General features: G+C 71.2%; 19 protein-coding genes. 10 read left to right on the top strand and 9 right to left on the bottom strand.

The features are described 5' to 3' along the window. Nucleotides 1-120: 120 nt before the first annotated feature. The 6 genes from ykgO to DI272_RS30030 all read right to left on the bottom strand — a co-directional run bounded on the left by ykgO (nucleotide 121) and on the right by DI272_RS30030 (nucleotide 4,170). A complete protein-coding gene (ykgO, locus tag DI272_RS30055; protein ID WP_109498336.1) occupies nucleotides 121-243 on the bottom strand; it encodes a type B 50S ribosomal protein L36 in 123 nt (40 codons plus the stop codon). Nucleotides 244-280: 37 nt separating this feature from the next. Continuing rightward, nucleotides 281-541 carry a type B 50S ribosomal protein L31 gene (locus DI272_RS30050; RefSeq protein WP_109498335.1) on the bottom strand — a complete coding sequence of 87 codons (261 nt, stop codon included), beginning with the start codon at nucleotides 539-541 and terminating at the stop codon, nucleotides 281-283. Between the two features lie 46 nt (nucleotides 542-587). Further along, nucleotides 588-752 carry a 50S ribosomal protein L33 gene (gene rpmG / locus DI272_RS30045; protein WP_109498334.1) on the bottom strand — a complete coding sequence of 55 codons (165 nt, stop codon included), beginning with the start codon at nucleotides 750-752 and terminating at the stop codon, nucleotides 588-590. Nucleotides 753-1,087: 335 nt separating this feature from the next. Next, entirely contained in the window at nucleotides 1,088-1,747 is a 660-nt protein-coding gene (locus DI272_RS30040) for a CoA transferase subunit B (RefSeq protein ID WP_109498333.1), read from the bottom strand. 1 nt (nucleotide 1,748) lies between these two features. After that, entirely contained in the window at nucleotides 1,749-2,525 is a 777-nt protein-coding gene (locus DI272_RS30035) for a CoA transferase subunit A (RefSeq protein WP_109498332.1), read from the bottom strand. 181 nt (nucleotides 2,526-2,706) lie between these two features. After that, nucleotides 2,707-4,170: an alpha/beta hydrolase family esterase gene (locus tag DI272_RS30030; RefSeq protein ID WP_375138079.1), complete on the bottom strand. Its 1,464-nt coding sequence runs from the start codon at nucleotides 4,168-4,170 to the stop codon at nucleotides 2,707-2,709. 406 nt (nucleotides 4,171-4,576) lie between these two features. Here DI272_RS30030 and DI272_RS30025 point away from each other — a divergent pair, with 406 nt between their 5' ends. From DI272_RS30025 to DI272_RS30010, 4 genes are all read left to right on the top strand, one after another. Next, nucleotides 4,577-6,004: a 3-hydroxybutyrate oligomer hydrolase family protein gene (locus DI272_RS30025; RefSeq protein ID WP_109498330.1), complete on the top strand. Its 1,428-nt coding sequence runs from the start codon at nucleotides 4,577-4,579 to the stop codon at nucleotides 6,002-6,004. Nucleotides 6,005-6,100: 96 nt separating this feature from the next. Further along, a complete protein-coding gene (locus DI272_RS30020; protein ID WP_109498329.1) occupies nucleotides 6,101-6,895 on the top strand; it encodes a 3-hydroxybutyrate dehydrogenase in 795 nt (264 codons plus the stop codon). A gap of 68 nt (nucleotides 6,896-6,963) precedes the next feature. After that, nucleotides 6,964-8,331, top strand: coding sequence for an MFS transporter (locus DI272_RS30015; RefSeq protein WP_109498328.1), 1,368 nt, complete (start codon nucleotides 6,964-6,966; stop codon nucleotides 8,329-8,331). A 116-nt stretch (nucleotides 8,332-8,447) separates the two neighbouring features. Continuing rightward, nucleotides 8,448-10,388 carry a GAF domain-containing protein gene (locus tag DI272_RS30010; RefSeq protein WP_109498327.1) on the top strand — a complete coding sequence of 647 codons (1,941 nt, stop codon included), beginning with the start codon at nucleotides 8,448-8,450 and terminating at the stop codon, nucleotides 10,386-10,388. A 28-nt stretch (nucleotides 10,389-10,416) separates the two neighbouring features. Here DI272_RS30010 and DI272_RS30005 read toward each other — a convergent pair whose 3' ends face one another. Both DI272_RS30005 and DI272_RS30000 read right to left on the bottom strand, forming a co-directional pair. Then, a complete protein-coding gene (locus tag DI272_RS30005) occupies nucleotides 10,417-11,973 on the bottom strand; it encodes a polysaccharide lyase family 1 protein (RefSeq protein WP_109498326.1) in 1,557 nt (518 codons plus the stop codon). Between the two features lie 304 nt (nucleotides 11,974-12,277). After that, nucleotides 12,278-13,285 (bottom strand): LacI family DNA-binding transcriptional regulator, encoded by a 1,008-nt coding sequence (locus DI272_RS30000; RefSeq protein ID WP_181387353.1) that lies wholly within the window; start codon nucleotides 13,283-13,285, stop codon nucleotides 12,278-12,280. A 297-nt stretch (nucleotides 13,286-13,582) separates the two neighbouring features. Between DI272_RS30000 and DI272_RS29995 the strand changes: the two genes are divergently transcribed. The 6 genes from DI272_RS29995 to DI272_RS29970 all read left to right on the top strand — a co-directional run bounded on the left by DI272_RS29995 (nucleotide 13,583) and on the right by DI272_RS29970 (nucleotide 23,177). Beyond that, nucleotides 13,583-14,875 (top strand): sugar ABC transporter substrate-binding protein, encoded by a 1,293-nt coding sequence (locus tag DI272_RS29995; protein WP_109498324.1) that lies wholly within the window; start codon nucleotides 13,583-13,585, stop codon nucleotides 14,873-14,875. 6 nt (nucleotides 14,876-14,881) lie between these two features. Next, the gene (locus DI272_RS29990) at nucleotides 14,882-15,784 is read left to right on the top strand and encodes a carbohydrate ABC transporter permease (protein WP_109498323.1); all 903 of its coding nucleotides are present in this window, start codon (nucleotides 14,882-14,884) and stop codon (nucleotides 15,782-15,784) included. Further along, the gene (locus DI272_RS29985; RefSeq protein WP_109498322.1) at nucleotides 15,781-16,689 is read left to right on the top strand and encodes a carbohydrate ABC transporter permease; all 909 of its coding nucleotides are present in this window, start codon (nucleotides 15,781-15,783) and stop codon (nucleotides 16,687-16,689) included. The genes DI272_RS29990 and DI272_RS29985 overlap by 4 nt, the downstream gene beginning before the upstream one ends. Nucleotides 16,690-16,740: 51 nt before the next feature. Beyond that, nucleotides 16,741-17,997, top strand: a complete 1,257-nt coding sequence (locus DI272_RS29980) for a glycosyl hydrolase (protein ID WP_109498321.1) — start codon at nucleotides 16,741-16,743, stop codon at nucleotides 17,995-17,997. Between the two features lie 61 nt (nucleotides 17,998-18,058). Continuing rightward, nucleotides 18,059-21,073, top strand: coding sequence for a glycoside hydrolase family 38 C-terminal domain-containing protein (locus DI272_RS29975; protein ID WP_109498320.1), 3,015 nt, complete (start codon nucleotides 18,059-18,061; stop codon nucleotides 21,071-21,073). Between the two features lie 316 nt (nucleotides 21,074-21,389). Further along, nucleotides 21,390-23,177: a serine/threonine-protein kinase gene (locus DI272_RS29970; RefSeq protein ID WP_109501117.1), complete on the top strand. Its 1,788-nt coding sequence runs from the start codon at nucleotides 21,390-21,392 to the stop codon at nucleotides 23,175-23,177. Between the two features lie 109 nt (nucleotides 23,178-23,286). On the opposite strand, the gene htpG is transcribed toward DI272_RS29970, so the two are convergent. Continuing rightward, the gene (htpG, locus tag DI272_RS29965) at nucleotides 23,287-25,197 is read right to left on the bottom strand and encodes a molecular chaperone HtpG (RefSeq protein WP_109498319.1); all 1,911 of its coding nucleotides are present in this window, start codon (nucleotides 25,195-25,197) and stop codon (nucleotides 23,287-23,289) included. Between the last annotated feature and the right edge of the window lie 15 nt (nucleotides 25,198-25,212).

The raw sequence follows: 25,212 nt of genomic DNA, 5'->3' as shown, positions 1-25,212 counted from the left end.
CGTCCGCCCGGTGGCGCCGACGAGCCGAGTGCCGCCCCTCCCCCTGCCCTCGGCTCGGCAGCGAACGGCCCGGCACCGCCGTTGCGGTGCCGGGCCGGATCGTGGTCGCCGCTCAGTGCGTCAGCCCTGGCGGGCCTTGAAGCGCGGATCCTTCTTGTTGAGCACGTAGGTGACGCCCCGTCGGCGCACCACCTGGGCGCCGGGCCTGGCCTTCAGTGAGCGCAGGGACTTGCGGACCTTCATCGCGGTCTCCTCCCGGGGACAGGAACAGGGTCCGCCGTCAGGGGCGGACGGGAGCGGTCGTGCCGTAGCGCCTCCGGAAGCGCTCCACGCGGCCCGCGGTGTCCACGACGCGCGAGGTGCCGGTGTAGAACGGGTGGCTCGCCGACGAGATCTCGACGTCGACGACCGGGTACGTGGTGCCGTCCTCCCACTCGACCGTGGCGTGCGTGTCGACGGTGGAGGTGGTGAGCAGTTGGAAGCCTGCCGCGCGGTCGCGGAAGACGACGGGGCGGGAGACGGGGTGGATGCCGTGCCTCATGGGGTGGCCTTTCTGGTGCCTCCGGCGGGGAGCCGTGGAGGCGGGGTCAGCGTTCTTCGCGGAACAGGACGTGCGCGCCGACCTGCGGGTCGTACTTGCGCAGGACCAGTCGGTCGGGGTCGTTCAGGCGGTTCTTGCGGGTCACGTAGGTGACTCCGGTGCCGGCCGTCGACTTGAGCTTGACGACGGCGCGCGTGGTGCTGCGTGCCATGAGGTGCTCCTTCCCCAGCGTCCGAGCTGATTGACTCGGACATGTCAGACGCCTTCCTCAACACCGCCGGGGGGCATTGCATTCCCGGACGGTCACCGCCCTCGGTACGGGCCGAAGCGGTGCGGCCGAAGCCCGGGCGGGCGTTCCTGCCCGCCCGGACCGCGGCGAAGAACATGGGGGTGAAGGGCGGTCGCCTACGCGGCGAAAGGCTCTGCGGGGCTTCAGCCGAACGATCGTCCCCGCAGGCAATAGGTGAGGCCCGGGGACACTGTCCCCTTCACTCCCACGCGCCCTTCAACACACCCGCCCCGGCCGGCATTCCCGGCGCGGAGATCTCAGGCCGCCGCCCCGCGGTCGACGTCGGCCGGCACCGACAGCTCCGCCCCCGTGGCCGCCCTGACCTGCTCGACGGTGACGCCGGGAGCCAGTTCCGTCAGCACGAAACCGGACGCGGTGATGTCGAGGACAGCCAGGTCGGTGATGACCCGTTGGACGACGCCGCGGCCGGTGAGGGGCAGGGAGCACCGGGAGACGAGCTTGGGGGTGCCGTCCTTGGCGGTGTGCTCCGTGAGGACGATGACCCGGCCGGCGCCGTGCACCAGGTCCATGGCGCCGCCCATGCCCTTGACCATCTTGCCGGGGATCATCCAGTTGGCCAGGTCGCCGTTCTCGGAGACCTGCATGGCGCCGAGCACGGCGGCGTCGATGTGGCCGCCGCGGATCATGCCGAAGGACAAAGCGGAGTCGAAGAAGGAGGCGCCGGGCAGGGTGGTGACGGTCTCCTTGCCGGCGTTGATGAGGTCGGCGTCGAGTTCGTCCTCGGTGGGGTAGGGGCCGACGCCGAGGATGCCGTTCTCGGACTGGAGGACCACCTCGATGCCGGGCGGCAGGTGGTTGGGGATGAGGGTGGGAAGGCCGATGCCGAGGTTGACGTAGCTGCCGTCGGTGAGTTCGCGGGCGGCCCGGGCCGCCATCTGCTCGCGGGTGAGGGCCATGTCAGGCGGTGCCTTCCTGCCGTACGGTACGGCGTTCGATGCGGCGCTCGGCCGCGGGGTCGCCGGGGGTCACGCGGACCACACGCTGGACGAAGATGCCGGGCAGATGGATCTCGTCGGGGTCGAGTTCGCCCGGTTCCACGAGGTGGTCCACCTCGGCCACCGTGATGCGGCCGGCCATGGCGGCCAGCGGGTTGAAGTTGCGGGCGGACGAACGGAAGACGAGGTTGCCGTGCCGGTCGCCGATGGTCGCGCGGACCAGGGCGAAGTCGGTGGTGATGCCGTGTTCGAGGAGGTGCGGACGGCCGCCGAAGTCCCGGGTCTCCTTGGCGGGCGAGGCCACGGCGACCGAGCCGTCGGGGGCGTGGCGCCAGGGCAGTCCGCCCTCCCCGACCTGAGTGCCGGTGCCGGCGGGGGTGTAGAAGGCGGGGATGCCGGCCCCGCCGGCCCGCAGCCGCTCCGCCAGCGTGCCCTGGGGCACGAGTTCGACCTCCAGCTCGCCGCTCAGGTACTGGCGGGCGAACTCCTTGTTCTCGCCCACGTAGGAACTCGTCATGCGGGAGATCTGTCCGGCCGCGAGCAGCATGCCCAGGCCCCAGTTGTCGACACCGCAGTTGTTCGACACGACCTTCAGGCCGTTCACCCCGCGCTGCCACAGCGCGTCGATCAGGGTGCCCGGTATGCCGCACAGCCCGAAGCCGCCCACCGCGAGCGAGGCTCCCTCCGGGATGTCGGCCACCGCCTCCACCGCGCTCGCGACTGTCTTGTCCAGACCCATACGGTCCCTTTCCCTCGGGTCACCGGGCCACTGACGGTGCAGGTCAGAGCCGGTGCCGGTCCAACCGACGGGCAGCGAGCCTAGGCAGCGGGCACGGGCGGAGCCATGGCTGCCATCCACATAGCAGCCCCCTCGGGGGTGGTGGTCGCCACCAAGTGACCACCACCCTGCGACGGACGCGTCAGGCCGGGCAGCCGGAGTCGGCGAGGACGTAGTAACCGGCGGAGGTCTGCTCCAGGGTGTGCGTGGTGTAGGTGTTCCACAGACCCATGGACTGGCCCGAGCCCTTGGCGTAGGCGTAGCCGCCGCTCTGGTAGGCGCGTCCGGCGGCCACGTGGTCGTAGTTGCTGGCCGTGTGGCAGGTGGGGGTGAAGCCGGTGGTGGTGGCGGTCACCGTGGAGGAGGCGGCACCGGCCGCGCCCGCCGTGTCCACGGCGGCCACCGTGTAGCCGTACGACGTGCCGGTCGCCAGGCCGGTGTCGGTGTAGGTGGTCGAGGTGGTGGTGCCCACCTTCGTGCCGCCGCGGTAGACGGCGTACGAGGCGGCGCCGTCGACGGCGTTCCACTTCAGGCCGGCGGTGGTGTCGGTGGTGCCGGTGACGGTCAGTCCGGTGGGCGCGGCGAGGGTGCCGCCGCCCTGGTCGCCGCCGTCCAGGCCCCAGAAGCGGGCGGTGTGGTAGCTGGAGCAGATCGTGTCGAGGTAGTAGGTGCCGGCGGTACCGCACTGGTCGGTGCCGCTGCCCGGGTCGACGGCGAGTCCGTGGGCCATGCCGGCGATCGAGTAGACCTCGACGGCAGGCCGGCCCGAGGTGTCGTCGTAGACGCTCAGCGTGGTGCCGCCGCTCAGGCTCTCGGTGCGGGAGGGCGTCTGCCCGATGCCCCAGACGTCGGTCCACTGGTCGCGCAGTTCGGTGGCATTGGCGGGTGCCACGGTGGTGTCGGCCGTGCCCTGCCAGATCGCGACCCGGGGCCAGGAGGTGGTGCCGGAGGGCGCGGCGGAGCGCACCAGGTCGCCCCACTGGGCGGGGGTCTTGTCGGGCGGGCTGTACATGCAGGTGTAGGCCGTGGACACGCTGTTCGCGCAGGAGGCGGGCAGTCCGGAGTCGATGGCGCCGCCGGCGAAGACGTCGGGGTAGGCGGCGAGCATGTTCGCGGTCATGCCGGCACCGGCGGACAGGCCGGTGATGTAGATCCGCCGGGTGTCGCTGCCGTACTGTGCGACGGCCTTGTCGACCATCTGCTTGATCGACAGCGCCTCGCCCTGTCCGCGCGCGCTGTCGCCCGGCTGGAACCAGTTGAAGCAGGAGTTGGCGTTGTTCGCGCTGCTGGTCTGCGGGAAGACGACGGCGAAGCCGTAGCCGTCGGCGAACTTCGGCCAGCCCGAGTGCGCGTAGTAGTCGCTCGCGCTCTGCGTGCAGCCGTGCAGGGCGACCACCAGCGGGGCGCCGGAGGGCAGGCCGTCGGGCACGTAGGTGTACATGGACAGGTTGCCGGGGTTGGTGCCGAAGCCGGTGACCTGGGTCAGGCTCGCGGCCGATGCCGGTGGACCTGCGGCGACCAGTCCGGCGGTGAGGGCCAGGGCTCCGGCGGCGGCGGTGAGCCAGCGGCGGATGCCGCCCGGGCGATGCTTCGGGGGGTGCTTCACGAGGTGTTTCGCGAGGTGCTTCGCGAGGTGCTTCCGGAGGTGCGTCGCCTGGCGCTTCGGGGGGTGCGGCTCTGTCATCACGGCTTGTCTCTCCTGACGGGGTGAACACGTCCTGGACCGATGCCGGGGCCCGGCCCGGGATCGGCGTGCCGTGCATCATCGAGGCACCCGCGTCAGGGCTGACATGGGCCGGACAAACACGGTTGGCGGAGGGCGTGTGTAACCGGCGTCCATGGCCGCGTTCATGACGGGCCGTGTATGGCGGCGAGCCGGACCGCGGCACAGGCTGGGGTGGTGTCCCGACCCATCGTCAGGAGTCAGACGGTGGTTGACGAACCCATATATTGCGGCGATTCGACGTCATAGCCTCCGCGCGTCCTTACCCACGATCTCGGAGGCACCGCTGATGCGTCGCTCCCCCGGCACCCCCGGCTCCCCACCCCGCTCCTGGCGGCGGGGTGCTCCGGCCGCCCTCGCCCTGGCCGCCCTCGCCTTCACCCCCCTGTCCGCCACGGCCGCCACCGACGGCACGAGCGGGCACTGCGCGCGCCAGGCGCAGGTGCGGGTGCCGGGCGCCGCCCACCAACAGGCGGACTGCCTGGCCGAGTTGACCACCGCGGGCACGGTTGCCTCGGGGCACACCGATCCGGCCGACTGGGCCGGGCTGACGCCGAAGGACCTGGCCGTGCCGACCGGGGTCCCCGGTATCCAGGTCGACGGCTATTTCCCCGACACCTCCACCACCAACACCAACCACGGCTGGCAGCACGACGCCCAGTTCGTCATCCGCCTGCCCGACCGCTGGAACGGCGGCCTGGTGGTCTCCGGTACGCCCGGCAACCGCGAGCAGTACGCCAACGACCGGGCCATCGCCGACTGGGTGCTCTCGCGCGGCTACGCCTACGCGGCCACCGACAAGGGCAACACCGGCCTCGGCTTCTACCGGGACGGCCAGGCGCCGGGTGACGCGATCGCCGAGTGGAACGACCGGGTCACCCAGCTCACCCGGGCCGCCCGCGCCACGGTCACCCAGCGCTATCACCGCGCGCCGACGCGCACGCTGGTGACCGGCCTGTCGAACGCCGGGTACCTGGTGCGCTGGCAACTGGAGAACCACCCCGAGCTGTACGACGGCGGCGTCGACTGGGAGGGCACCCTGTGGCGCTCCGACGGGCCCACGCTGCTGGACTTCCTGCCCGCGGCGCTGCGCCACTACCCCGTGTACGCCGCCGGCGGCGAGGGCGCCGACCAGGCGCGACAGGCCCTGCACGCCGCCGGGTTCCCGGCCGGGTCGGAGTTCCTGTGGCCGTACCACTACAAGGTCTACTGGGATCTGACCCAGCGCATCTACCGGGAGGAGGTCGATCCCGGCTTCGACGGGGCGACCGAGGCGGGAACGCCGTACTGCGCCCCGGGGGCACCGGCCTGCGACACCGACTACGACTACGCGACACGCCCTGACGAGGTGCGCCAGGCCGTCGCGAGGATCGCGCTCACCGGGCGGATCGGCAAGCCCCTGATCACCCTGCACGGCACGTTGGACGTTCTGCTGCCGATCAGCCAGGACTCCGACGTCTACGCCCGGATGGTGCGGGAGGCGGGCCGTGGACACCTGTTCCGCTACTACCGCGTCGAGGGCGGCACCCACACCGACTCGCTGGTCGACACGTTCCCGGACCGGCTGCGTCCGCTCACGCCGTGCCACCGGACGGCGTTCCGGGCGCTCGAGAGCTGGATCGGGGCCGGGCAGCGGCCACCGGCCTCCCGGACCGTCGGCCTCCCCGCCGGCGTGGTACCCGGGACCCTCGTGAACACCTGCTCGCTGGGCACCTGACCCCCGTCCCATGGTGGACGACACCACCGCTGGTGCGGGGTTTATAGCGGTCGCATACATGGGAGCCGTTGCACGCTCTCCCTACTGTTTCCGGCCATGACGAACACATTTCCCGCCCCGGCCCCCTTGCCGCCGCCCACCGCCGCGGTCGACCTGAGCGGACGCACCGCTCTGGTCACCGGCGGCGGCGGTGGCATCGGCCGGGCCTGTGTGCTCGCCCTGGCGCAGGCCGGGGCCCTGGTGCACGTGGTCGACCGGGACACGGCGGCGGCCAAGGCGGTCGCGGAGATCGCCGGGGGCGAGGCGCACGTGGCCGATCTCGCCGACCCGGGGGCCGTCGACCTGCTCCCGGCCGAGGTGGACATCCTGGTCAACAACGCCGGGCTGCAGCACGTGGCGCCGCTCACGGAGTTCCCGCCGGACCGCTTCGAGCTCATCCAGAAGGTGATGGTCACCGCCCCGTTCCTGCTCATGCGCCGCACCCTGCCGCACATGTACGCGGGCGGCTGGGGCCGGATCGTCAACGTCTCCAGCGTCCACGGACTGCGCGCCAGCGCCTTCAAGTCCGCCTATGTCGCGGCCAAGCACGCCCTGGAGGGCCTGAGCAAGGTCGCCGCCGTCGAGGGCGCGCCGCACGGCGTCACCAGCAACTGCGTCAACCCCGGCTATGTCCGCACCCCGCTCGTCGAGGGCCAGGTGCGGGACCAGGCCGCCGCGCACGGCATCAGCGAGGGCGACGTGCTCTCGGACGTCATGCTGGCCCGCTCCCCCGTCAAGCGGCTCCTGGAGGCCGAGGAGGTCGCCGCCGCCGTCCTGTGGCTGTGCGGCCCGCACACCGGCTGCCTCACCGGAGCCTCGCTGCCTCTCGACGGCGGCTGGACCGCCGGCTGACCGCCGCCCGCCCGCACCGCCTCCCCGCACCGCCTCACCCCGTCCCGTTCGTGAAACCCGGTGAACCCATGTCTGCAACGACCACGCCCCGCGGCGGCATCAGCCGCATCGTCGCCGCGAGCCTGATCGGCACCACCATCGAGTGGTACGACTTCTTCCTCTACGGCTCGGCCGCCGCCCTCGTGTTCAACACGCTGTTCTTCCCCAGCGCCGACCCGCTGGTGGGCACGCTGATCGCCTTCATCACGTACGCCATCGGGTTCGCCGCCCGGCCGCTGGGCGGCGTCGTCTTCGGTCACTTCGGCGACCGGATCGGACGCAAGAAGCTGCTGGTCGTCAGCCTGCTGATGATGGGCGGCGCGACCTTCGCGATGGGTCTGCTGCCCACGTACGACAGCTTCGGCGTGGGCGCGCCGATCCTGCTGACCGTGCTGCGGCTGATCCAGGGCTTCGCGCTGGGCGGCGAGTGGGGCGGGGCCGTACTGATCGTCTCCGAGCACGGCGGCGACCGGCACCGCGGTTTCTGGGCGTCCTGGCCGCAGGCGGGCGCTCCCGGCGGCAACCTGCTGGCCACCGGTGTGCTGGCGCTGCTGGCCGCATTCCAGTCGGAGGCGGCCTTCCAGTCCTGGGGCTGGCGCATCCCGTTCCTGCTGTCCGGGGTGCTCGTGGTGATCGGCCTGTGGATCCGGGTGTCGGTCTCCGAGTCGCCCGTCTTCCTCGCCGCCCAGGCCAAGGCCGAGGCCGCCGCCGCGCAGGGCGTGAAGGAGAAGCCCCCGGTCGTCGAGGTGTTCCGGCGCAGCTGGCGCGAGGTCCTGTCGGCGATCGGCACCCGCTTCGGCGAGAACATCTCCTACTACATCCTCACCTCGTTCCTGCTGGTGTACGTCACCGTGCACCTGGAGCTGCCCAAGAGCACCGCCCTGAACGCGGTGCTGATCGGCTCGGCCGTGCACTTCGTGACGATCCCCGCCTGGGGTGCCCTGTCCGACCGCGTCGGGCGGCGCCCGGTGACCCTGGTCGGTTCCCTCGGCATGGCCGTCTGGGCGTTCGTCTTCTTCGGCCTGGTCGACTCCACGTCGTTCACGGTGATCACCCTGGCCGTCACCGTCGGCCTGCTGCTGCACGGGGCGATGTACGGACCGCAGGCCGCGTTCATCTCCGAGATGTTCGACACCAAGGTCCGCTACTCGGGCGCCTCCATGGGCTCCCAGCTCGCCTCCATCGTCGCCGGCGCGCTCGCCCCGATCATCGCCGTCGAACTCCTCAAGGAGTACGACTCCTCGACCCCCGTCAGCCTCTACCTCTGCGCGGCGGCCGTGATCACCACCCTCACCGTGGCCGTCACCAAGGAGACCCGGGGCCGCGATCTCAGCCGCTCCCAGGACGACGCACCGGCCACCGCCGCCGACGCCGTCACCGCGGGCGACCGGGCGTAGGCCCTTCCTCGCGGACGTCACTCACCCGGGCTGCCGCGCCGACGGACCTGACGCGGCACCCCGGGCACCCCGACGCCCCGACGCCCCGACGCCCCGACGCCCCGAGAGGAGCAGCCATGACCGCCGGCCGTCCCACCGGACCGCGGACACCACCGCGCGACGAGGCGGCCGCACGGCGCCTGCTGGACCTCCTCGCCGCCGACGCCCCGGCCGAGGAGCTCGCCGCAGAACCGGCCCGCTCCCGCGCCGAGGGGAGCAGCGGCGCGCGGGCGGCATGGATCGAGGAGACCACCGAAGTCGCCCTGTCCGTGCGGCGCGTCCTCGACCAGTACCGCCGCCGCGAAGCCCAACTGGTCGCCCTGTTCGACACCGCGGGCGACCTGGCGGGGCTGCGGGACGTCGATGCCGTGCTGCGCGCCATCGTGCGCCGCGCACGGACCCTCCTGGGTGCCGATGTCGCCTATCTGACGCTCAACGACCCGGTCGCGCGGGACACGTTCATGCGCGTCACGGACGGCTCCGTCTCCGCGGCCTTCCAGCAGCTCCGGCTCGGCATGGGAGAAGGCCTGGGCGGCCTCGTCGCGCAGACCGCGCGCCCCTACGCCAGTACGGACTACCGGACCGATCTGCGGTTCCGGCACACCGGGACGATCGACGGCGGTGTGGCCGAGGAAGGGCTGCGCGGCATCCTCGGCGTCCCGCTGCGGGTCGGCGAGGAGATCATCGGGGTGCTGTTCGCGGCGGACCGCACTCCGCGCGAGTTCCCGCCGGACGCGATCGCCCTGCTCGGCTCGCTCGCCGACCACGCCGCCGTGGCGCTCGACAGCGCCCGTCGGCTGGAGGAGACCCGCAGGACGCTGGCGCGGCTGGAGGCCGCCAACGCGACGGCCCGCGCCCACAGCAACGCGCTGCACCGGGCCTCCGACGCCCACAACCGCCTCACCAAGCTGGTGCTGCGCGGCGCCGGGATCGACGACATGGCCGCCGAGATCGCGGGCCTGCTCGGCGGCGGAGTGGCCGTCCACGACACCGACGGCAGCGAGCTGGCCCGGGCCGGGACCCTGCCCCTCGCACCCCGCGCCGGGACCCCGGCGGCCTCCCCCAGCGACGGCCGCGCGGTCCACGCCGACGGCGTGTGGACCTGCGCCGTCCTGGCCGGGGCCGAACCCCTCGGCAGCATCATGCTGACCGGACGGGCCGACCTGTCCGAGGCCGATCGCCGCCTGTTCGAGCGGTCGGCACTGGTCACCGCCCTGCTGCTGTTGATGCGCCGGTCCGTGGCCGAGGCCGAGGACCGGGTGCGCGGCGAACTCCTCGACGACCTTCTCGACGGCCCCGCCTCCGCCGCGCGCTGGGACGGCGGAAGCCTGACGCTGCGGGGCCGCCGCCTCGGCGTCGACCTGGCGCAGCCGCACACCGTCGCCGTCCTCGACTGCGAACCGCCCCTGCGGGCGCGCCTCGCCGCCGAAGCCGCCCGCAGAGCCCGCCAGTCGGGCGGACTGTCCGGCACCCGGGCCGGTCACGTCGTGCTGCTCGTCCCGTGCGACCAGCCGGGCGCCCTGGCCCGCACGCTCGCCATGGACCTGGCCCGCGTCCTCGGCACACCCGTCACCGTCGGATCCGCCGGCCCCGGACACGGCCCGGACCACCTCGCCGCCGTCCACGCCGAAGCCGTGCGCTGCCTGACCGCACTGCACGCCCTCGACCGCACCGGCGACGGTGCCGACATCGCCGACCTCGGCTTCCTCGGCGTCCTGCTGGGCGACCGCGCCGACGTCACCTCGTACGTCGAGCGCGTCCTCGGTCCCGTCCTGGCCTACGACGCCGAGCGCGGCACCGAGCTGTTGCGCACCCTGCACGCCTACTACCGCCACGGCGCCGGGCTCTCGCGCGCCAAGGACGCGCTGCACGTGCATGTGAACACGGTGGTGCAGCGGCTCGAACGGGTGGCCCAACTGCTCGGGCCCGACTGGAACTCTCCCGCCAGAGCCCTGGAGACGCAGCTGGCGCTGCGCCTCCACCAGCTCACCCGCGGGACGGCGGCGGCCGACGTCTGACCGGCGCCGCCGCTCGTGATCAGTACACCTAGGCGTAGGTCTCGAACTCGGCCACCCTCGGTGTGCCGGTGGCCCCGGTGATCTCGAAGGTGATCTTCGTCAGTGAGGTCTTCGGGAAGGTGATGACGCCCGCGCCGCTGCCGGAGGCCAGGACGGCTCCCGTACCGGCGTTCAGGACCCGCCAGGTGCCGATGGCGCCGGTCGCTCCGGCGGCCTCACGGATGTTAATGCTGGACACCGTGGTGGCCGAGCCCCACTTGACGGAGATGGAACCGGTCGAGCCGCTCGGCGACCAGTACGTGCTCATGTCGCCGTCGCGGACGTTGCCGTAGCTGGTGCCGTCGGCCTTGCTGGAGCCGTCGGAGCCGGCGCCGATGCTGAGGTTGGTGCCGGTGGGCGAGGTCGGGGTCGCCGTGGGTGTGGTGGTGGGCGTGGCCGTCGGGGTGGTCGTCGGGGTCGAAGTCGGCGTCTGCGCCGTGCAGTTGCCGTCCGACACCTTCAGGCCGGTGGTGGCGCCCGCCGTGCGGCTCACGATGTCGGGGACGCACGAGGCCTGGTCGAGGGTGTAGGCGTACGGAATGGAGACCGTGGTGTTGGAGACCGGGTCGGGACCGGCCGGGTTGTTCTCGGCGCCGGGGGCGGACCAGGTCACGTTGTCGAAGATGTTGCCGCTGACCTGCCAGTACCCGGCGAGGTCGGTGTAGAAGGTGCCGAGGACGTCCTTGGAGTCCTTGAAGTAGTTGTTGTCGACCTTCGCCTTGGCGCCGACGCGGGAGTTGATGCCCGACTCGTTCAGGCTCACGTAGTAGTTGTTGTACATGTGGGCCGTGCCGCCGCGCAGCAGGGGGGCGCGCGAGTCGATGTTCTCGTACAGGTTGTGGTGGAACGTGACGTAGCTGCTGCTGACGTTGCTGTCACTGGAGTTGATGAGTCCGCCGCGGCCCGAGTTGCGCAGCGTGCTGTACGAGAGGGTGACGTACTGGGTGTTGTCCTTCAGGTCGAAGAGCCCGTCGTAGCCCTCGGATTCGCCGCCGGAGGCGATGAGCGAGACGTGGTCGACCCAGACGTTGCGGACGTCCGTCTCCATGCCGATGGCGTCGCCGCCGTTGGAGGTGGGCGAGCCTGACTTCTTGACGTTCTGGACGGTCACGTTCTGGATGATGATGTTGCTGGACTCCCTTACGTGGATGCCCAGTTGGTCGAAGACGGCACCGTTGCCGACGCCGACGATCGTGACGTTGCTGATCTGCTTGAGCTCGATCACGCCGTCGGCGGTGTTGCAGCTGTCGCCGGACACCTTGCTGGTGTTGGCGTGGTTGATGGTGCCCTCGACCTGGATGGTGATCGGGGTGCTGCTGCTGGCCCGGCTGCACAGGGCCTGGTGGATCTGGGTCCCGGTGGTGGCCTTGACGGTGGTTCCCCCGGCCCCGCCGGTGGTGCCGCCGTTCTGGGTGGCGTAGCCGGTGGCGGTGCCGGTCGCCGCCGACGCCTCCGGCGTCGCGACCGACAGGGCCACGCCGACGGCGGCCGACAGGGCCAACGCGGCCGACGCTGCGGACAGTCGCAGTGCGACGGGTCTTTTCATCTTCGCCTCCTGAGTTCACCGTGCTGCGTCTCGCGGGTGGTACACAGGTGCGGCCGCGGGAACACACACGTCGCGGCGGCTCGCGCGACGGTCGACTCTCCGGGTGTTCCCAGCACCGGGGAAAGCGCTTACTGGCGGCAGACGATAGGGGGAGCCGAAGGGGCTGACAAGCCCACTGACAGAACTTCGGTTCACAACCTCGAACAAAATCCCTCGATGCTCACCAAGAGTGGGATCTATGGATCAGGTATGTGAACTTAAGTCATTCTTTTGAGAGATGTGATGCCCCGAGGCGTGCACTTCGTCAGCCGCGCGCCACCCCTGTCGACTCCCGCACGATGAGCTGCGGCAGCGGCACCCCCACCGTCCGGGCCGGGGCCCCGTCCAGCAGGGCGAGCAGGCCCTTGGCCGCGGTACGGCCGAAGGCGACGCTGTCGCGGGAGAGCGCGGACAGTCCCGGCCGGACCATGCGGCACAGCGCCGAGTCCTCCCAGGCCACCACCGACACGTCGGCCGGCACCGCGAAGCCCAGCTCGGCGGCCGCGGCGACACCGGCCACCGCCATCACGTCGTTGTCGTAGATCAGCGCGGTCGGTGCGGCCGGCTCGCCGAGCACCTCGCGGGTGACGGCCGCGCTCTGCGCGTCGGAGTAGTCGGTCGTCACCGAGCGGACCTCACCCAGGCCACGCCGCTCCGCCTCGGCCCGCAGGCTCTCCACCCGGCGCTGCGTGTGGGCGAGTCCGGGCAGGCCCGCGATGTGCAGGATGCGGCGGTGGCCGAGCGCGTACAGCTCGTCCACGACCACCCGCATCGCGGCGACGTCGTCCGCCCACACCGTGGACAGCGCGGCATGGGAGGCCTCCGGGGCGCCGCCGATCACCACGGCGGGCAGGCCGAGTTCGTCGAGGAGGCCGGGCCGGGGGTCGTCGGTGCGCGGGTCGACCATGAGGACCCCGTCGACCCGGTGCTCGGCCCACCACCGGCGGTAGACGGCGCACTCGTCCTCGATGTCGTCGACCACCTGGAACAACAGCCCCAGGTGCCGTTCGGACAGCACCTCCTGGATACCGGAGACGAGTTGGAGGAAGAAGGAGTCGACGCCGAGGGTGTGCGCGGGCCTGGCCAGGACGAAGCCGACCGTGGCGGCGCCCTCGCCGGACAGCTGGCGTGCCGCGGTGCTGGGCCGCCAGCCGAGCTGCTCGGCCACCCGGCGCACCCGCGCACGGGTGACCTCCGAGACGCCCGGACGGTCGTTCAGCGCGAAGGAGACCGCGCTCTCGGACACCCCGGCGCGCTGGGCAATGTCCTTCATCGTCGGCCGACGTGCGGGCGAACGCTTGCCTGTCACCGCTTCCCCCATTCCGCGACAGCTTCCGGCACGTACCGCCACCCTAACACACTAATGCGCTTGAGCTGAGACCCACTAAAGCGCATTAGCGATCAGCCGAGTTGCTAACGCAGCACCCACTCTGACCTGGACTTTAGGTATCCCTCGGTGACCTTACGCTCTGAATCCATTGACTTTTTCCCGGAGAAGGATGCAAGGTCTGCCCCTGTACCCGTGGCCGACATCGTCGCCGTGACCCGCCGTGTAAAGGAGCCTTCAGCCGTGCGCATCTCCCGCAGAATCCTCGCCACCGCTGCCACCGCCGCGGTCCTGCTTCCCCTGAGTGCCTGTGGTTCCGGTGACGACAGTTCGTCGGGCGACGCCTCGGGCAAGGTCCAGGGCGACATCACCTTCCAGACCTGGAATCTGAGGGCGAACTTCAAGTCGTACTTCGAGGGCGTGATCTCCGACTTCGAGAAGCAGTACCCGGGCACCCACGTGAAGTGGGTCGACCAGCCCGCCGAGGGCTACGCCGACAAACTCAGCGCGCAGGCGGCCGGCGGCACGCTCCCCGACGTCGTCAACGTCTCCCCCGACCTGGCCGCCCCGCTCGCCAAGGCCGGCCTCGCCATGGACCTGGACAAGGACAAGGCGGCGGCGAAGTACAAGGGCGAGTACCTGCCCGGCGCCTGGGCCAGCAGCCAGATGCCCGGCCTGAGCGGCACCTACGCCTTCCCCTGGTACCTCAACACCGGCCCGCTGTTCTACAACAAGGCCCTGTTCAAGGAGGCCGGCCTCAACCCGGACCAGCCGCCGAAGACGTACGCCGAACTGTTCACGGACGGCCTGGAGATAGCCAAGAGGACCGACGGCAAGGTCGCCACCCTCGCCAACGTGCCCACCATCGAGGACTTCGGCCGCTACGGCGTCCCGTTGATGAACAAGCAGGGCACCGCCTTCTCCTTCAACGACGCGAAGGGCGTCGAACTGCTCGGCAAGTACAAGGAGTTGTACGACGCCAAGGCCCTCGACCCGCAGGCCCTCACCGCCACCCCGGAGTCCTCCGGCCAGAAGTTCCTCACCGGCGCCGTGGCCATGAACCCCGGCAGCGCGCTGGACCTGAAGAACTTCAAGACCCAGGCGCCGACCCTGTACAAGAACATCGGCATCACGGACCAGATCACCAGCACCGGCCACGTCAACATGTACGTGCAGAACATCATGGTGAACGCCCAGTCCCAGCAGAAGCCGGCCGCGGTCGCCTTCGCCCACTTCGTCACCGACGCCGAGAACCAGATGGCGTTCGCGAAGCAGGTCGCCATCTTCCCCAGCACCAAGGGCTCGCTGGACGACCCCTACTTCACCAAGGAGGACGGCACCGACGAGACCCGGGTGCGGGTGGCCGCCGCCAAGTCGCTGCAGACGGCGGTCAATTACACACCGGTGCTCTTCAGCGACCAGATGAAGACGGCGCTGCGCAACGAGGTCGCCAAGGCTCTCCAGGGCAAGGAGAGCCCCAAGGAAGCTCTTGACAACGCTGTCAAGGCCTGCGACCAGCTGCTCCAGCAGGGCTGATTCGTCATGGCCCGTTCCACTGTTCCGTCCGGCACCCGGGTACGGCGTCAACTGCCGACCAGCCCCTGGCTGTTCGCCGCACCCGGACTGGCCGTGATCGCCGCGTTCATCCTGTGGCCGTTCGTCTCGACGGTGGTCAACTCCTTCACCGACCGCCGCACACTGCTCCCGGGCCGCTTCGTGGGCCTCGCCAACTTCCGCGAGCTGCTCCACGACGACATGTTCTGGATCGCCCTGCGCAACAGCGCACTGTACGTCGTCGGGGTCGTCCCCGCGCTCGTCGTGCTGCCGCTGCTGCTCGCGCTGCTGGTGGAGAAGAACATCCCGGGCATCGCCTTCTTCCGGTCCGCCTTCTACACCCCGGTCGTCGCCTCGATCGTCGTGGTGGGCCTGATCTGGGTGTGGCTGCTGGACGAACGGGGCCTGGTCAACTCGCTGCTGGGCAAGCTCGGTGCCGGTCCGGTCGGTTTCCTCAGCGACCAGTGGCTGCTGCTGATCAGCGCCATGACGGTCACCGTGTGGAAGGGCCTCGGCTACTACATGATCATCTATCTGGCGGCGCTGGCCAACGTGCCGCGCGAGCTGCACGAGGCCGCCGCCGTCGACGGCGCGGGCCCGGTGCGCCGGTTCCTCACCGTCACCGTGCCCGCCCTGCGCTCGACCATGGTCCTGGTCGCGGCACTGTCCTCGGTCGCCGCGTTCAAGGTGTTCTCCGAGGTCTACCTGATGGCCGGGCCCGACGGCGGCCCGGCCGGCGAGGACACCACCCTGATCATGCTGGTCGAGCGCACCGGCACCGGCCTCAGCGGCCGGGTCGGCTACGCCTCCGCCATCTCCCTGGTGGTCTTCGTGATCACCGTGGTCCTGATGCTGCTGGTCCTGCGCGCCGACCGGAAGGACGAGTCATGAGCGTGACGGAGAAAACGCGTCCCGAGCGACCGGCGACCGTACCCGTGCGCCGGTCCGGGCGCACCGACCGCGACGGGCGGCCGGTCCGGGCGTGGGAGCTGATGGTGCGCTACGTGCTGCTGCTCGCGGTCCTGGCCTTGACCATCGGCCCGTTCCTGTGGCAGCTGTCGACGTCGCTGAAGGGGCCGACGGAGGACATCTACAGCTCCACGCCGTCCTTCCTGCCCGAACACCCCACCCTGCACAACTACACGCGGGTCGCCGACACCATCCCCGTCTGGGACTACGTCCTGAACTCGCTGAAGGTCGCCGTCGCCAGTGTGGTCACCAACTGTGTCGGCTCGGCGCTGGCCGGCTACGCCATGGCCCGGCTGCGGTTCGCGGGCCGGCGCGCGCTCACCCTGGTGTTCGTGCTGGCGATGCTCGTGCCCGTGGAGAGCATCATCATCGCCCAGTTCACGACCATGCGGGAGCTGGGCCTGAACAACACCCTCATCGGGGTGATCCTGCCCAGCTGCGTCAGCTCCCTGAACGTACTGCTGATGCGCAACGCCTTCCTCAATCTGCCCCACGAGGTGGAGGAGGCGGCCTACGTCGACGGCGCCAACGTCTGGCAGCGCTTCTGCTACATCGCGCTGCCGTCGGTGAAGGGCACCCTCGCCGTGGTCGCCATCTTCGCCTTCATGGGCGCCTGGGACGACTTCCTCTGGCCGCTCATCGTGCTCAACGACCCGTCCAAGTTCACCCTGACCATCGGCCTCAACTACCTGCACGGCACCTTCGCCAACGACCAGCGCCTGGTCGCCGCGGGCACGATCATCGCCGTCGCCCCGCTCATCGTCCTCTTCGCCTGCCTCCAGCGGTACTTCTTCCGCGGAGTCGGCGAGGGCGCCGTCAAGGGCTGAGCCGCACCCGTTCCACCGCGCCACGCCACCCCCCAGTTCAAGGACAACCGCATGCCCCCTGCCGTGCGCTTCGGCGTCAACTACACCCCCAGCGAAGGGTGGTTCCACCACTGGCTCGACTTCGACCTGGACTCCGTCCGCGCCGACCTGGACTCCATCGCCGCGCTCGGCCTGGACCACGTCCGCGTCTTCCCGCTGTGGCCGTACTTCCAGCCCAACCGCGCCCTGATCCGCCCGCGCGCGGTGGAGCAGCTCGTCGCGCTCGCCGACGCGGCGGCCGAACGCGGTCTGGACGTCAACGTGGACGGCCTCCAGGGACACCTGTCGAGCTTCGACTTCCTGCCGGCCTGGACGCAGACCTGGCACCGGCGCAACCTCTTCACCGACCCGGACGTCCTCGACGGCCAGGCCGCCTACCTGCGCACCCTGGCCGCCGCCCTCGCCGACCGGCCCAACTTCATCGGCATGACCCTGGGCAACGAGATCAACCAGTTCTCCGCCGGCCCGCACCCCGACCCCGACCGGGCCACGCCCGAACAGGTCGACGCCTGGCTGGAGCGCATGCTCGCCGCCTGCGAGGAGGGCGCACCCGGCCGGCTGCACCTGCACGCCGAGTACGACGCCACCTGGTACCAGCCCGACCAGCCCTTCACCCCGGCGCAGGCCGCCCGGCGCGGAACGGTCACCGCCGTGCACTCCTGGGTGTTCAACGGCACCGCCCAGCGCTACGGCCGCACCTCCGTGCCGACCGAGCACCACGCGGCCTACCTCGTCGAACTGAGCAAGGCCTGGGCCGAGGAGCCGCACCGGCCGGTCTGGTTGCAGGAGGTCGGCGCGCCCGCGCCGCTGATCCCGGCCGAGCACGCCGCCGCCTTCACCGAGGCCACCATCGCCCACGCGCTGGACTGCCCCGACCTGTGGGGCATCACCTGGTGGTGCTCCCACGACGTGTCCCGCGACCTCGCCGACTTCCCCGAACTCGAATACTCCCTGGGTCTGCTCACCAACGACCGGCGGCCCAAGGACACGGCCGAGGCGCTGGCCGCCGCCGCCCGCAGCGGTGTGCCGCGGCCCGCGCCGCGCACCACCGCCCTGACGGTGCCCGCCGATCCCGCACTGCGCGCCGCGCTCGCCCCGGGCGGATACGTGTACGAGGCGTTCTTCCGGCTGACCGCCGACGGCGCCCGGCCCACCACCGTCCTCGACGTCCGCGCCGACGACGAGCACCATCTGCGCGCCCGCGGCATCACCGAGGTCGTCACGGCCGAGCAGGTGCTCCCCGCCCCGCGGCCGGGCACCCTCGCCTGAACGCCACGACCGCCCCACGCTGACAACCACCCGCTGACGTACGACCTACGGAGCACCCCGCATGCATGACGACCGCACCCTGGTCGAGGCCCGGCTCAAGCGCGTCCTCGACGAACGCATCCGCCCCGCCGTCCACCCCGAGTCCGTGCCCCTGGACGTGGCGGTCTGGCACGCCCCCGGCAAGCCGGTGCCGGTCGCCGAAGGGCTGGCGGCCGAACCCAAGCCGATCGCCGTCGGCGCACGCTGGGGCGCGCCGTGGGGCACCAGCTGGTTCCTGGTCACCGGGACCGTGCCCGAGGCGTGGGCCGGCCGGACCGTCGAGGCCCTGCTCGACCTCGGCTTCGACGAGAACATGCCCGGCTTCCAGTGCGAGGGCCTGGTCTACCGGCCCGACGGCACCCCGGTGAAGGGCCTCAACCCGCGCAACCAGTGGGTGCGGATCGGTGCGCCGGTCGAGGGCGGCGAGGAGGTGCGGCTGCACGTCGAGGCCGCCTCCAACCCCGTCATCCTCGACTACCACCCCTTCCTGCCCACGCAGTTGGGCGACAAGGAGACCGCGGGCGACCAGCCGCAGTACACCCTGACGCGCATGGACCTCGCCGTCTTCGACAAGACGGTGTGGCAGCTGGTGATCGACCTGGAGGTGCTCGGCGAGCTGATGGCCGAACTGCCGGTGGACTCCGCCCGCCGCTACGACGTCCTGCGCGCCGTCGAACGGGCCCTGGACGCCGTCGACCTCCAGGACGTGGGCGGCACGGCGGCCCGCGCCCGCGCCGAGCTGGAACAGGTGCTGGCGACGCCGGCCGTCCCCTCGGCGCACCGCATCAGCGCCGTCGGCCACGCGCACATCGACTCGGCGTGGCTGTGGCCGCTGCGCGAGACGGTCCGCAAGGTGGCCCGTACGACCTCCAACATGACCGCGCTGCTGGAGGACGAGCCGGACTTCGTCTTCGCCATGTCCCAGGCCCAGCAGTGGGCGTGGGTGAAGGAGCACCGTCCCGAGGTGTGGGCGCGGGTGAAGAAGGCGGTGGCCGACGGGCGGTTCGTACCGGCGGGCGGCATGTGGGTGGAGTCGGACACCAACATGCCTGGCTCGGAGGCGATGGCCCGGCAGTTCGTGCACGGCAAGCGGTTCTTCCTCGACGAGTTCGGTATCGAGAACGACGAGGCGTGGCTGCCGGACACCTTCGGCTTCGCCGCGGGCCTGCCGCAGATCATCAAGGCAGCCGGGTCGAAGTACCTGCTGACGCAGAAGATCTCGTGGTCGCAGACGAACAAGTTCCCGCACCACACCTTCCGTTGGGAGGGCATCGACGGCACCCGGATCTTCACCCACTTCCCGCCCGTCGACACCTACAACTGCTCCATGAAGGGCAGCGAACTCGCCCACGCGGAGAAGAACTTCAAGGACAAGGGCCGCGCCCGGCACTCCCTCGCACCGACCGGGTGGGGCGACGGGGGCGGCGGCACCACCCGGGAGATGGTCGCGAAGGCGGCCCGGGTGCGGAACCTGGAGGGCTCCCCGACGGTGGTGTGGGAGACCCCGGCGGCGTTCTTCGCGCAGGCCGAGGCCGAGTACCCCGAGCCGCCGGTCTGGGTGGGCGAGTTGTACCTGGAACTCCACCGCGCCACCCTCACCAGCCAGGCCAGGACCAAGCAGGGCAACCGGCGCAGCGAGCACCTTCTGCGCGAGGCCGAGCTGTGGTCGGCGACCGCGGCCGTACGCACCGGATTCGCCTACCCCTACGAGGAGTTGGACCGCATCTGGAAGACGGTCCTGCTGCACCAGTTCCACGACATCCTGCCGGGCTCGTCCATCGCCTGGGTGCACCGCGAGGCGCGGGCGACGTACGACCGCGTCGCCGCCGAGCTCGACGGGATCATCGAGTCCGCCCAGCGCGCCCTGGCCGGTGAGGGCAGTGCCGAGCTGCTGTTCAACTCCGCGCCGCACCGCCGGCACGGCGTCGCGGCCGGTGCCGTGGCGGCCCCGGTGGCCGACGGCGAGACCCGGCTGACCTCCCGCGGCGAGGGCGGGTTCGTGCTGGACAACGGCCTGTTGCGGATCGAGGTGGACGCCCAGGGCCTGGTGGTGTCGGCGTACGACATCGAGGGCGCCCGCGAGACGGTCGCACCGGGCCGGGCCGCCAACCTTCTCCAGCTCCACCCCGACTTCCCGAACATGTGGGACGCCTGGGACGTCGACGAGTTCTACCGCAACACCGTCACCGACCTGACCGGCGTCGAGTCGGTCACGCCCGGGGAGGACGGGGCGTCGGTGCGGGTGGTCCGGGCCTTCGGTGACTCCCGTGTCACCCAGGTGCTGACGCTCGCGCCCGCGGAGCGCCGCCTGGTCATCGACACGGAAGTCGACTGGCACGAGACGGAGAAGTTCCTCAAGCTGGCCTTCCCGTTCGACGTGCACGCCGAACGGTACGCCTCGGAGACCCAGTTCGGGCACTTCCACCGCCCCACCCACACCAACACCTCGTGGGAGGCGGCCAAGTTCGAGGCGTGCAACCACCGCTTCGTCCACCTGGAGGAGCCCGGCTGGGGCGTGGCCCTGGTCAACGACTCGACGTACGGCCACGACGTGACCCGCACGGTCCGCGCCGACGGCGGTACGACGACCACGCTCCGGGTGTCGCTGCTGCGGGCCCCGCGCTTCCCCGACCCGGAGACCGACCAGGGGGCGCACCGGTTCCGGCACGCGCTGGTGCCCGGCGCCGGGATCGGCGACGCGGTCCGCGAGGGCTGGCGGATCAACCTGCCCGAACGGCGGCTGACCGGCGGCGCGGAGGTGGCGCCGCTGGTGACGGTGGATCAGGATGCGGTGGTGGTGACGGCCGTGAAGCTGGCCGACGACGGCAGCGGGGACGTCGTGGTCCGCTTCCACGAGGCGCACGGCGGCCGGACGCGGGCCACGCTGACGGCCGGGTTCCCGGTCGCCTCGGTCGCCGTCACCGACCTGCTGGAACGCCCCCTCGCGGATGCGACCGCGCCGGCCGTGGACGGCGACCGGATCGACGTACGGCTGCGCCCGTTCGAGCTGGTGACGCTGCGGCTGAAGCGCGCCTGAGCCGCGCGGACCGGACCGGGCCGGACAGGCCCGGTCCGGTCGCCGGCCGGTAGCAGGGACCCCGCCCGGCACGCTCCGGGCCCTGCGGCTGGCGGGGGGTTCGAGCAGGCAGAGGATGCCTACGACGCGCGGACCTCCTCGGGCGCCTCACTCGTCGTCACGACGCGCTCCGCCCCGTCCGGGCGAAGTGATCGACCAGCACACTCGATGACGCCGCACCGGCACCCGGCGGGGGCGAAGTCGCCGATTCGCTGAACGTGCGGCTCGGCTGGGTTAGCCTCCTCTTCCACCACGAGTGAACTGGCGTATGTCGAACATGACTTCGGGGGATTTCTTGTCGGGACAGCGGTCGGAGCCGGCGGACGACACGGTTGCCGCGCTGCGGCGGACGGGCGCCTCGCCCCTGCGACTCGGCGACCCGCGGCGGGTCGGCCCCTATGTGCCCCTGGCGCTGCTCGGCAGCGGCGGTATGGGGCGCGTCTACCTCGCGCGCCCCGCGGACGACAGCCCCGGTCTGGTCGCCGTCAAGGTGATCCGGCCGGAGTACGCGGAGGACCCCAGGTTCCGGCGCCGCTTCGAGCGGGAAGCGTCGGTGCACGCCCGGCTCCGTATGCCGTACGCACCTCGGTTGTGCGGGACGGGCTTCGACGACGACCTGCTGTGGATGGCCACGGAATACCTTCCCGGCCTGGACCTGGCCGAGACCGTACGCGAGGACGCCCCCTTGGCGACGGCCGGCGTCTGGCGCCTGGTGGCCGAGCTCGGACGGGCCCTGGCGGCGCTGGCTGCCGACGGCATCGTGCACCGGGACCTCAAGCCGTCCAATGTGCTGCTGTCCGTTCAGGGGGCCCATGTGATCGACTTCGGTGTTTCGAAGGCCGCCGACGCGAGTGCGATCACCGGCACCGGCAATCGCGTCGGGACCCCGGCGTACATGTCGCCCGAGCACCTCAGGGAGGGCCTGTCGGACACCTCCTCCGACGTGTTCTCGCTGGCCGGGACGCTGGTCTACGCGGCGACCGGGCGCGCGCCGTTCGGCGACGGCACGGGCGTCGACGTGATGCACAGAGTGGCGTACGAGGAGCCGCGCCCGGAGGTGATCGGCGAGATCTCGGGGGCGGACGCGGAGCTCGGCCGGTTACTGACCGCCTGCCTGGCCAAGGAGCCCGCGCAGCGGCCCACCCCGCGGGAGCTGATCGACGCCGCCGAAGCGCGTGCGGTGCCTTCCGTCTGGCCCGATCCGCTGGGCGGCCAGCTGCTGGTCCGGCAGGAAGCGTACGAGGCGCTGCACCGGCTGCCCGTGGCGAACCTGCCCCGCCTGCGATCGTCCGCCGGTCTCGTCGCGGTGCCGTCCGCGCGGGCGACGGACCCTGTCCCGTCCGCCGTGGCGGGCCCGTCGCGGGGCGGTGACGACCCGCGGACGGCACCAGCGGGGCCGCCGGAGCGGGCCGTGACCCCGTCCCGGCGCCGGAGGCCGTTATGGGTCGCCGGCGCCTCGGTCTCGGCCTGCCTGCTGGCTGCGGCGGTCTACTGGAGCATCCCTGAGGAAGGGCCGACGGCCGCCTCCTCGCCGGAGGCCGGCGCCGACAGCACCGTCGGAACCGTGCCCGGGGGCCGCTCGCCCGCCCCTGTGCCCTCCGGCACCAGCGGGCTGACCCATCCGGACGTCGACGGTGCCTTGAACGAGAACCTCGACGGCAGGACCGGGGCCGCCGCTTCACCGTCCGAAGTCCCGGGCTCCGCCGACGGCGCCGCCGACGCGCGTGACGGCGTCGCCGCTCCCACCGGCGTCCCCGTCGGCTCCCTCTCCCCCACCGCGTCCGCCGCCGCCCCGTCCGCCGGCAGCGGCACCGCCCCCTGGCTCTCCGAGTGCACCTACTACTCCGGCAGCGGACGCACCCGCCTCGGTGACAACGGGGCACGCGTCCAGCAGGTGCAGTGCATGCTGACCGAACGCGGGTACAGCATGGGAAACGCCGACGGGGACGGGGAGTTCGGGACCGGCACCCAGGCCGCGGTGCGGGAGTTCCAGAGCGACCGGGGCCTGGATGCCGACGGGGTGGTGGCACGCGGCACCTGGGTCGCCCTGCGCAGCAGCGAATGACCCCCGGCGCGGCGCACCGGGCCCGTGGCGGAGCCCCGTGACTCCTCCACAACGGCGGCCGCGCCCCGGTCGGGAGCACAACCGCCGTGCCGCGCCGACGGCCTCACGCTCAGCGCAGCGTGCGCTCCAGCCGTTCCGCCACCAGTTTGACGAACCGGGCGGGCTCCTTGGGCTGTCCGCCTTCCGCGAGGACGGCGAGGCCGTGCAGCAGTTGGGCGGTCTCGGCGAGCTCCGCCCGGTCCTCCTGGCCCGTCTGCTCCGCGTAGGCCTGCTGCAGGCCGCGGACGAGCGCGTGACCGGGGTTGAGTTCGAGGATCCGCTTGGTGACCGGCACCTCCTGGCCCATCGCCCGGTACATGTTCTCCAGCGCCGGCGTGAGGTCATGGGCGTCGGAGACGACACACGCCGGTGAGACGGTCAGGCGGGTCGACAGCCGGACGTCCTTGACCTCCTCCCCCAGCTGCTCCTTCATCCACTCCAGCAGACCGGCGTAGCTCTCGTCCTGCTCCTGCCGTGCGCTGTCCTCCTGTTCGCCGCCCTGGACGTCGAGGTCGATCTCGCCCTTGGCGACGGACCGCAGTTGCCTGCCCTCGAACTCGCCCACGGCGTCGACCCACACCTCGTCGACGGGGTCGGTCAGCAGCAGGACCTCGACGCCTCGGGCCTTGAACACCTCCATGTGCGGGGAGTTCTCGATGCTCTGCCGGGACTCGCCGGTCAGGTAGTAGATGTGCTCCTGACCGTCCTTCATCCGCTCGATGTACTGCTGGAGCGTCGTCGGCTCGTCCCCCTCATGGGTGCTGACGAAGGACGTGACCGCGAGGATGGCATCGCGGTTGTCGGGGTCGCCGAGCAGTCCCTCCTTGAGCACGGCGCCGAACTCACGCCAGAACGTGGCGTACTTCTCGGGGTCGTTGGCCTTCATCTCCTTGACCGACGACAGGACCTTCTTGGTCAGCCGTCGCTGGATCATCCTGATGTGGCGGTCCTGCTGGAGGATCTCCCGGGAGACGTTGAGCGACAGGTCCTGCGCGTCGACGACGCCCTTGACGAAGCGGAGGTACGGCGGCAGCAGCGCCTCGCAGTCGTCCATGATCAGCACGCGTCGGACGTAGAGCTGGAGACCGCGCCGGAAGTCCCGGGTGAACAGGTCGTGCGGGGCGTGGGCCGGGAGGAACAGCAGCGCCTGGTACTCGAAGGTGCCCTCGGCCTGGAGCCGGATCGTCTCCAGAGGGTCGCGCCAGTCGTGGCTGACGTGCTTGTAGAGCTCGTGGTACTCGTCCGCCGAGACCTCCTCGCGCGAGCGCGCCCACAGGGCCTTGCGCGAGTTCAGCGTCTCCGGCTCCGCCGTCTCCTCGCCGTCGCCGGCCTGCGGGACGAGGCGGATCGGCCAGGTGATGAAGTCCGAGTACCGCTTGACGATCTCCCTGATCTTCCAGGTGGAGGTGTAGTCGTGCAGCTGGTTCTCGGGGTCGGCGGGCTTGAGGTGGAGCGTCACGGACGTGCCCTGGGGCGCCTCCTCGACCTTCTCCAGCGAGTAGGTGCCCTCGCCGCGGGACGACCAGCGTGTGCCGCTGCTCTCGCCCAGGCGCCGGGTCACCAGGGTCATCTCGTCGGCCACCATGAATCCGGCGTAGAACCCGATGCCGAACCGGCCGATCAGCCCCTCCGCACCCGCCTCGTCCTTGGCCTCCTCCAGTTCCTTGAGGAGGGCGGCCGTGCCGGAGTTGGCGATCGTGCCGATCAATGTGCCGACCTCGCCGTACGACATCCCGATGCCGTTGTCCCGCACGGTGAGCGTACGGGCCTCCGGGTCGACGTCGATCTGGATGTGCAGGTCGGACAGGTCCACGTCGAGGCCGTCGTCGCGCAGGGCGGCCAGGCGCAGCTTGTCGAGCGCGTCGGAGGCGTTGGAGACGAGCTCCCGCAAGAAGACGTCCTTGTTCGAGTAGACCGAATGGATCATCAGCTGGAGCAGCTGACGGGCCTCTACCTGAAACTCAAACGTTTCGGTGGACATGGTTCGCGTGTCCCT

This window comes from Streptomyces sp. Act143, assembly GCF_003143935.1.
Taxonomy (GTDB): Bacteria; Actinomycetota; Actinomycetes; order Streptomycetales; family Streptomycetaceae; genus Streptomyces.
This window is presented reverse-complemented; position numbering and strand designations above follow the sequence as displayed.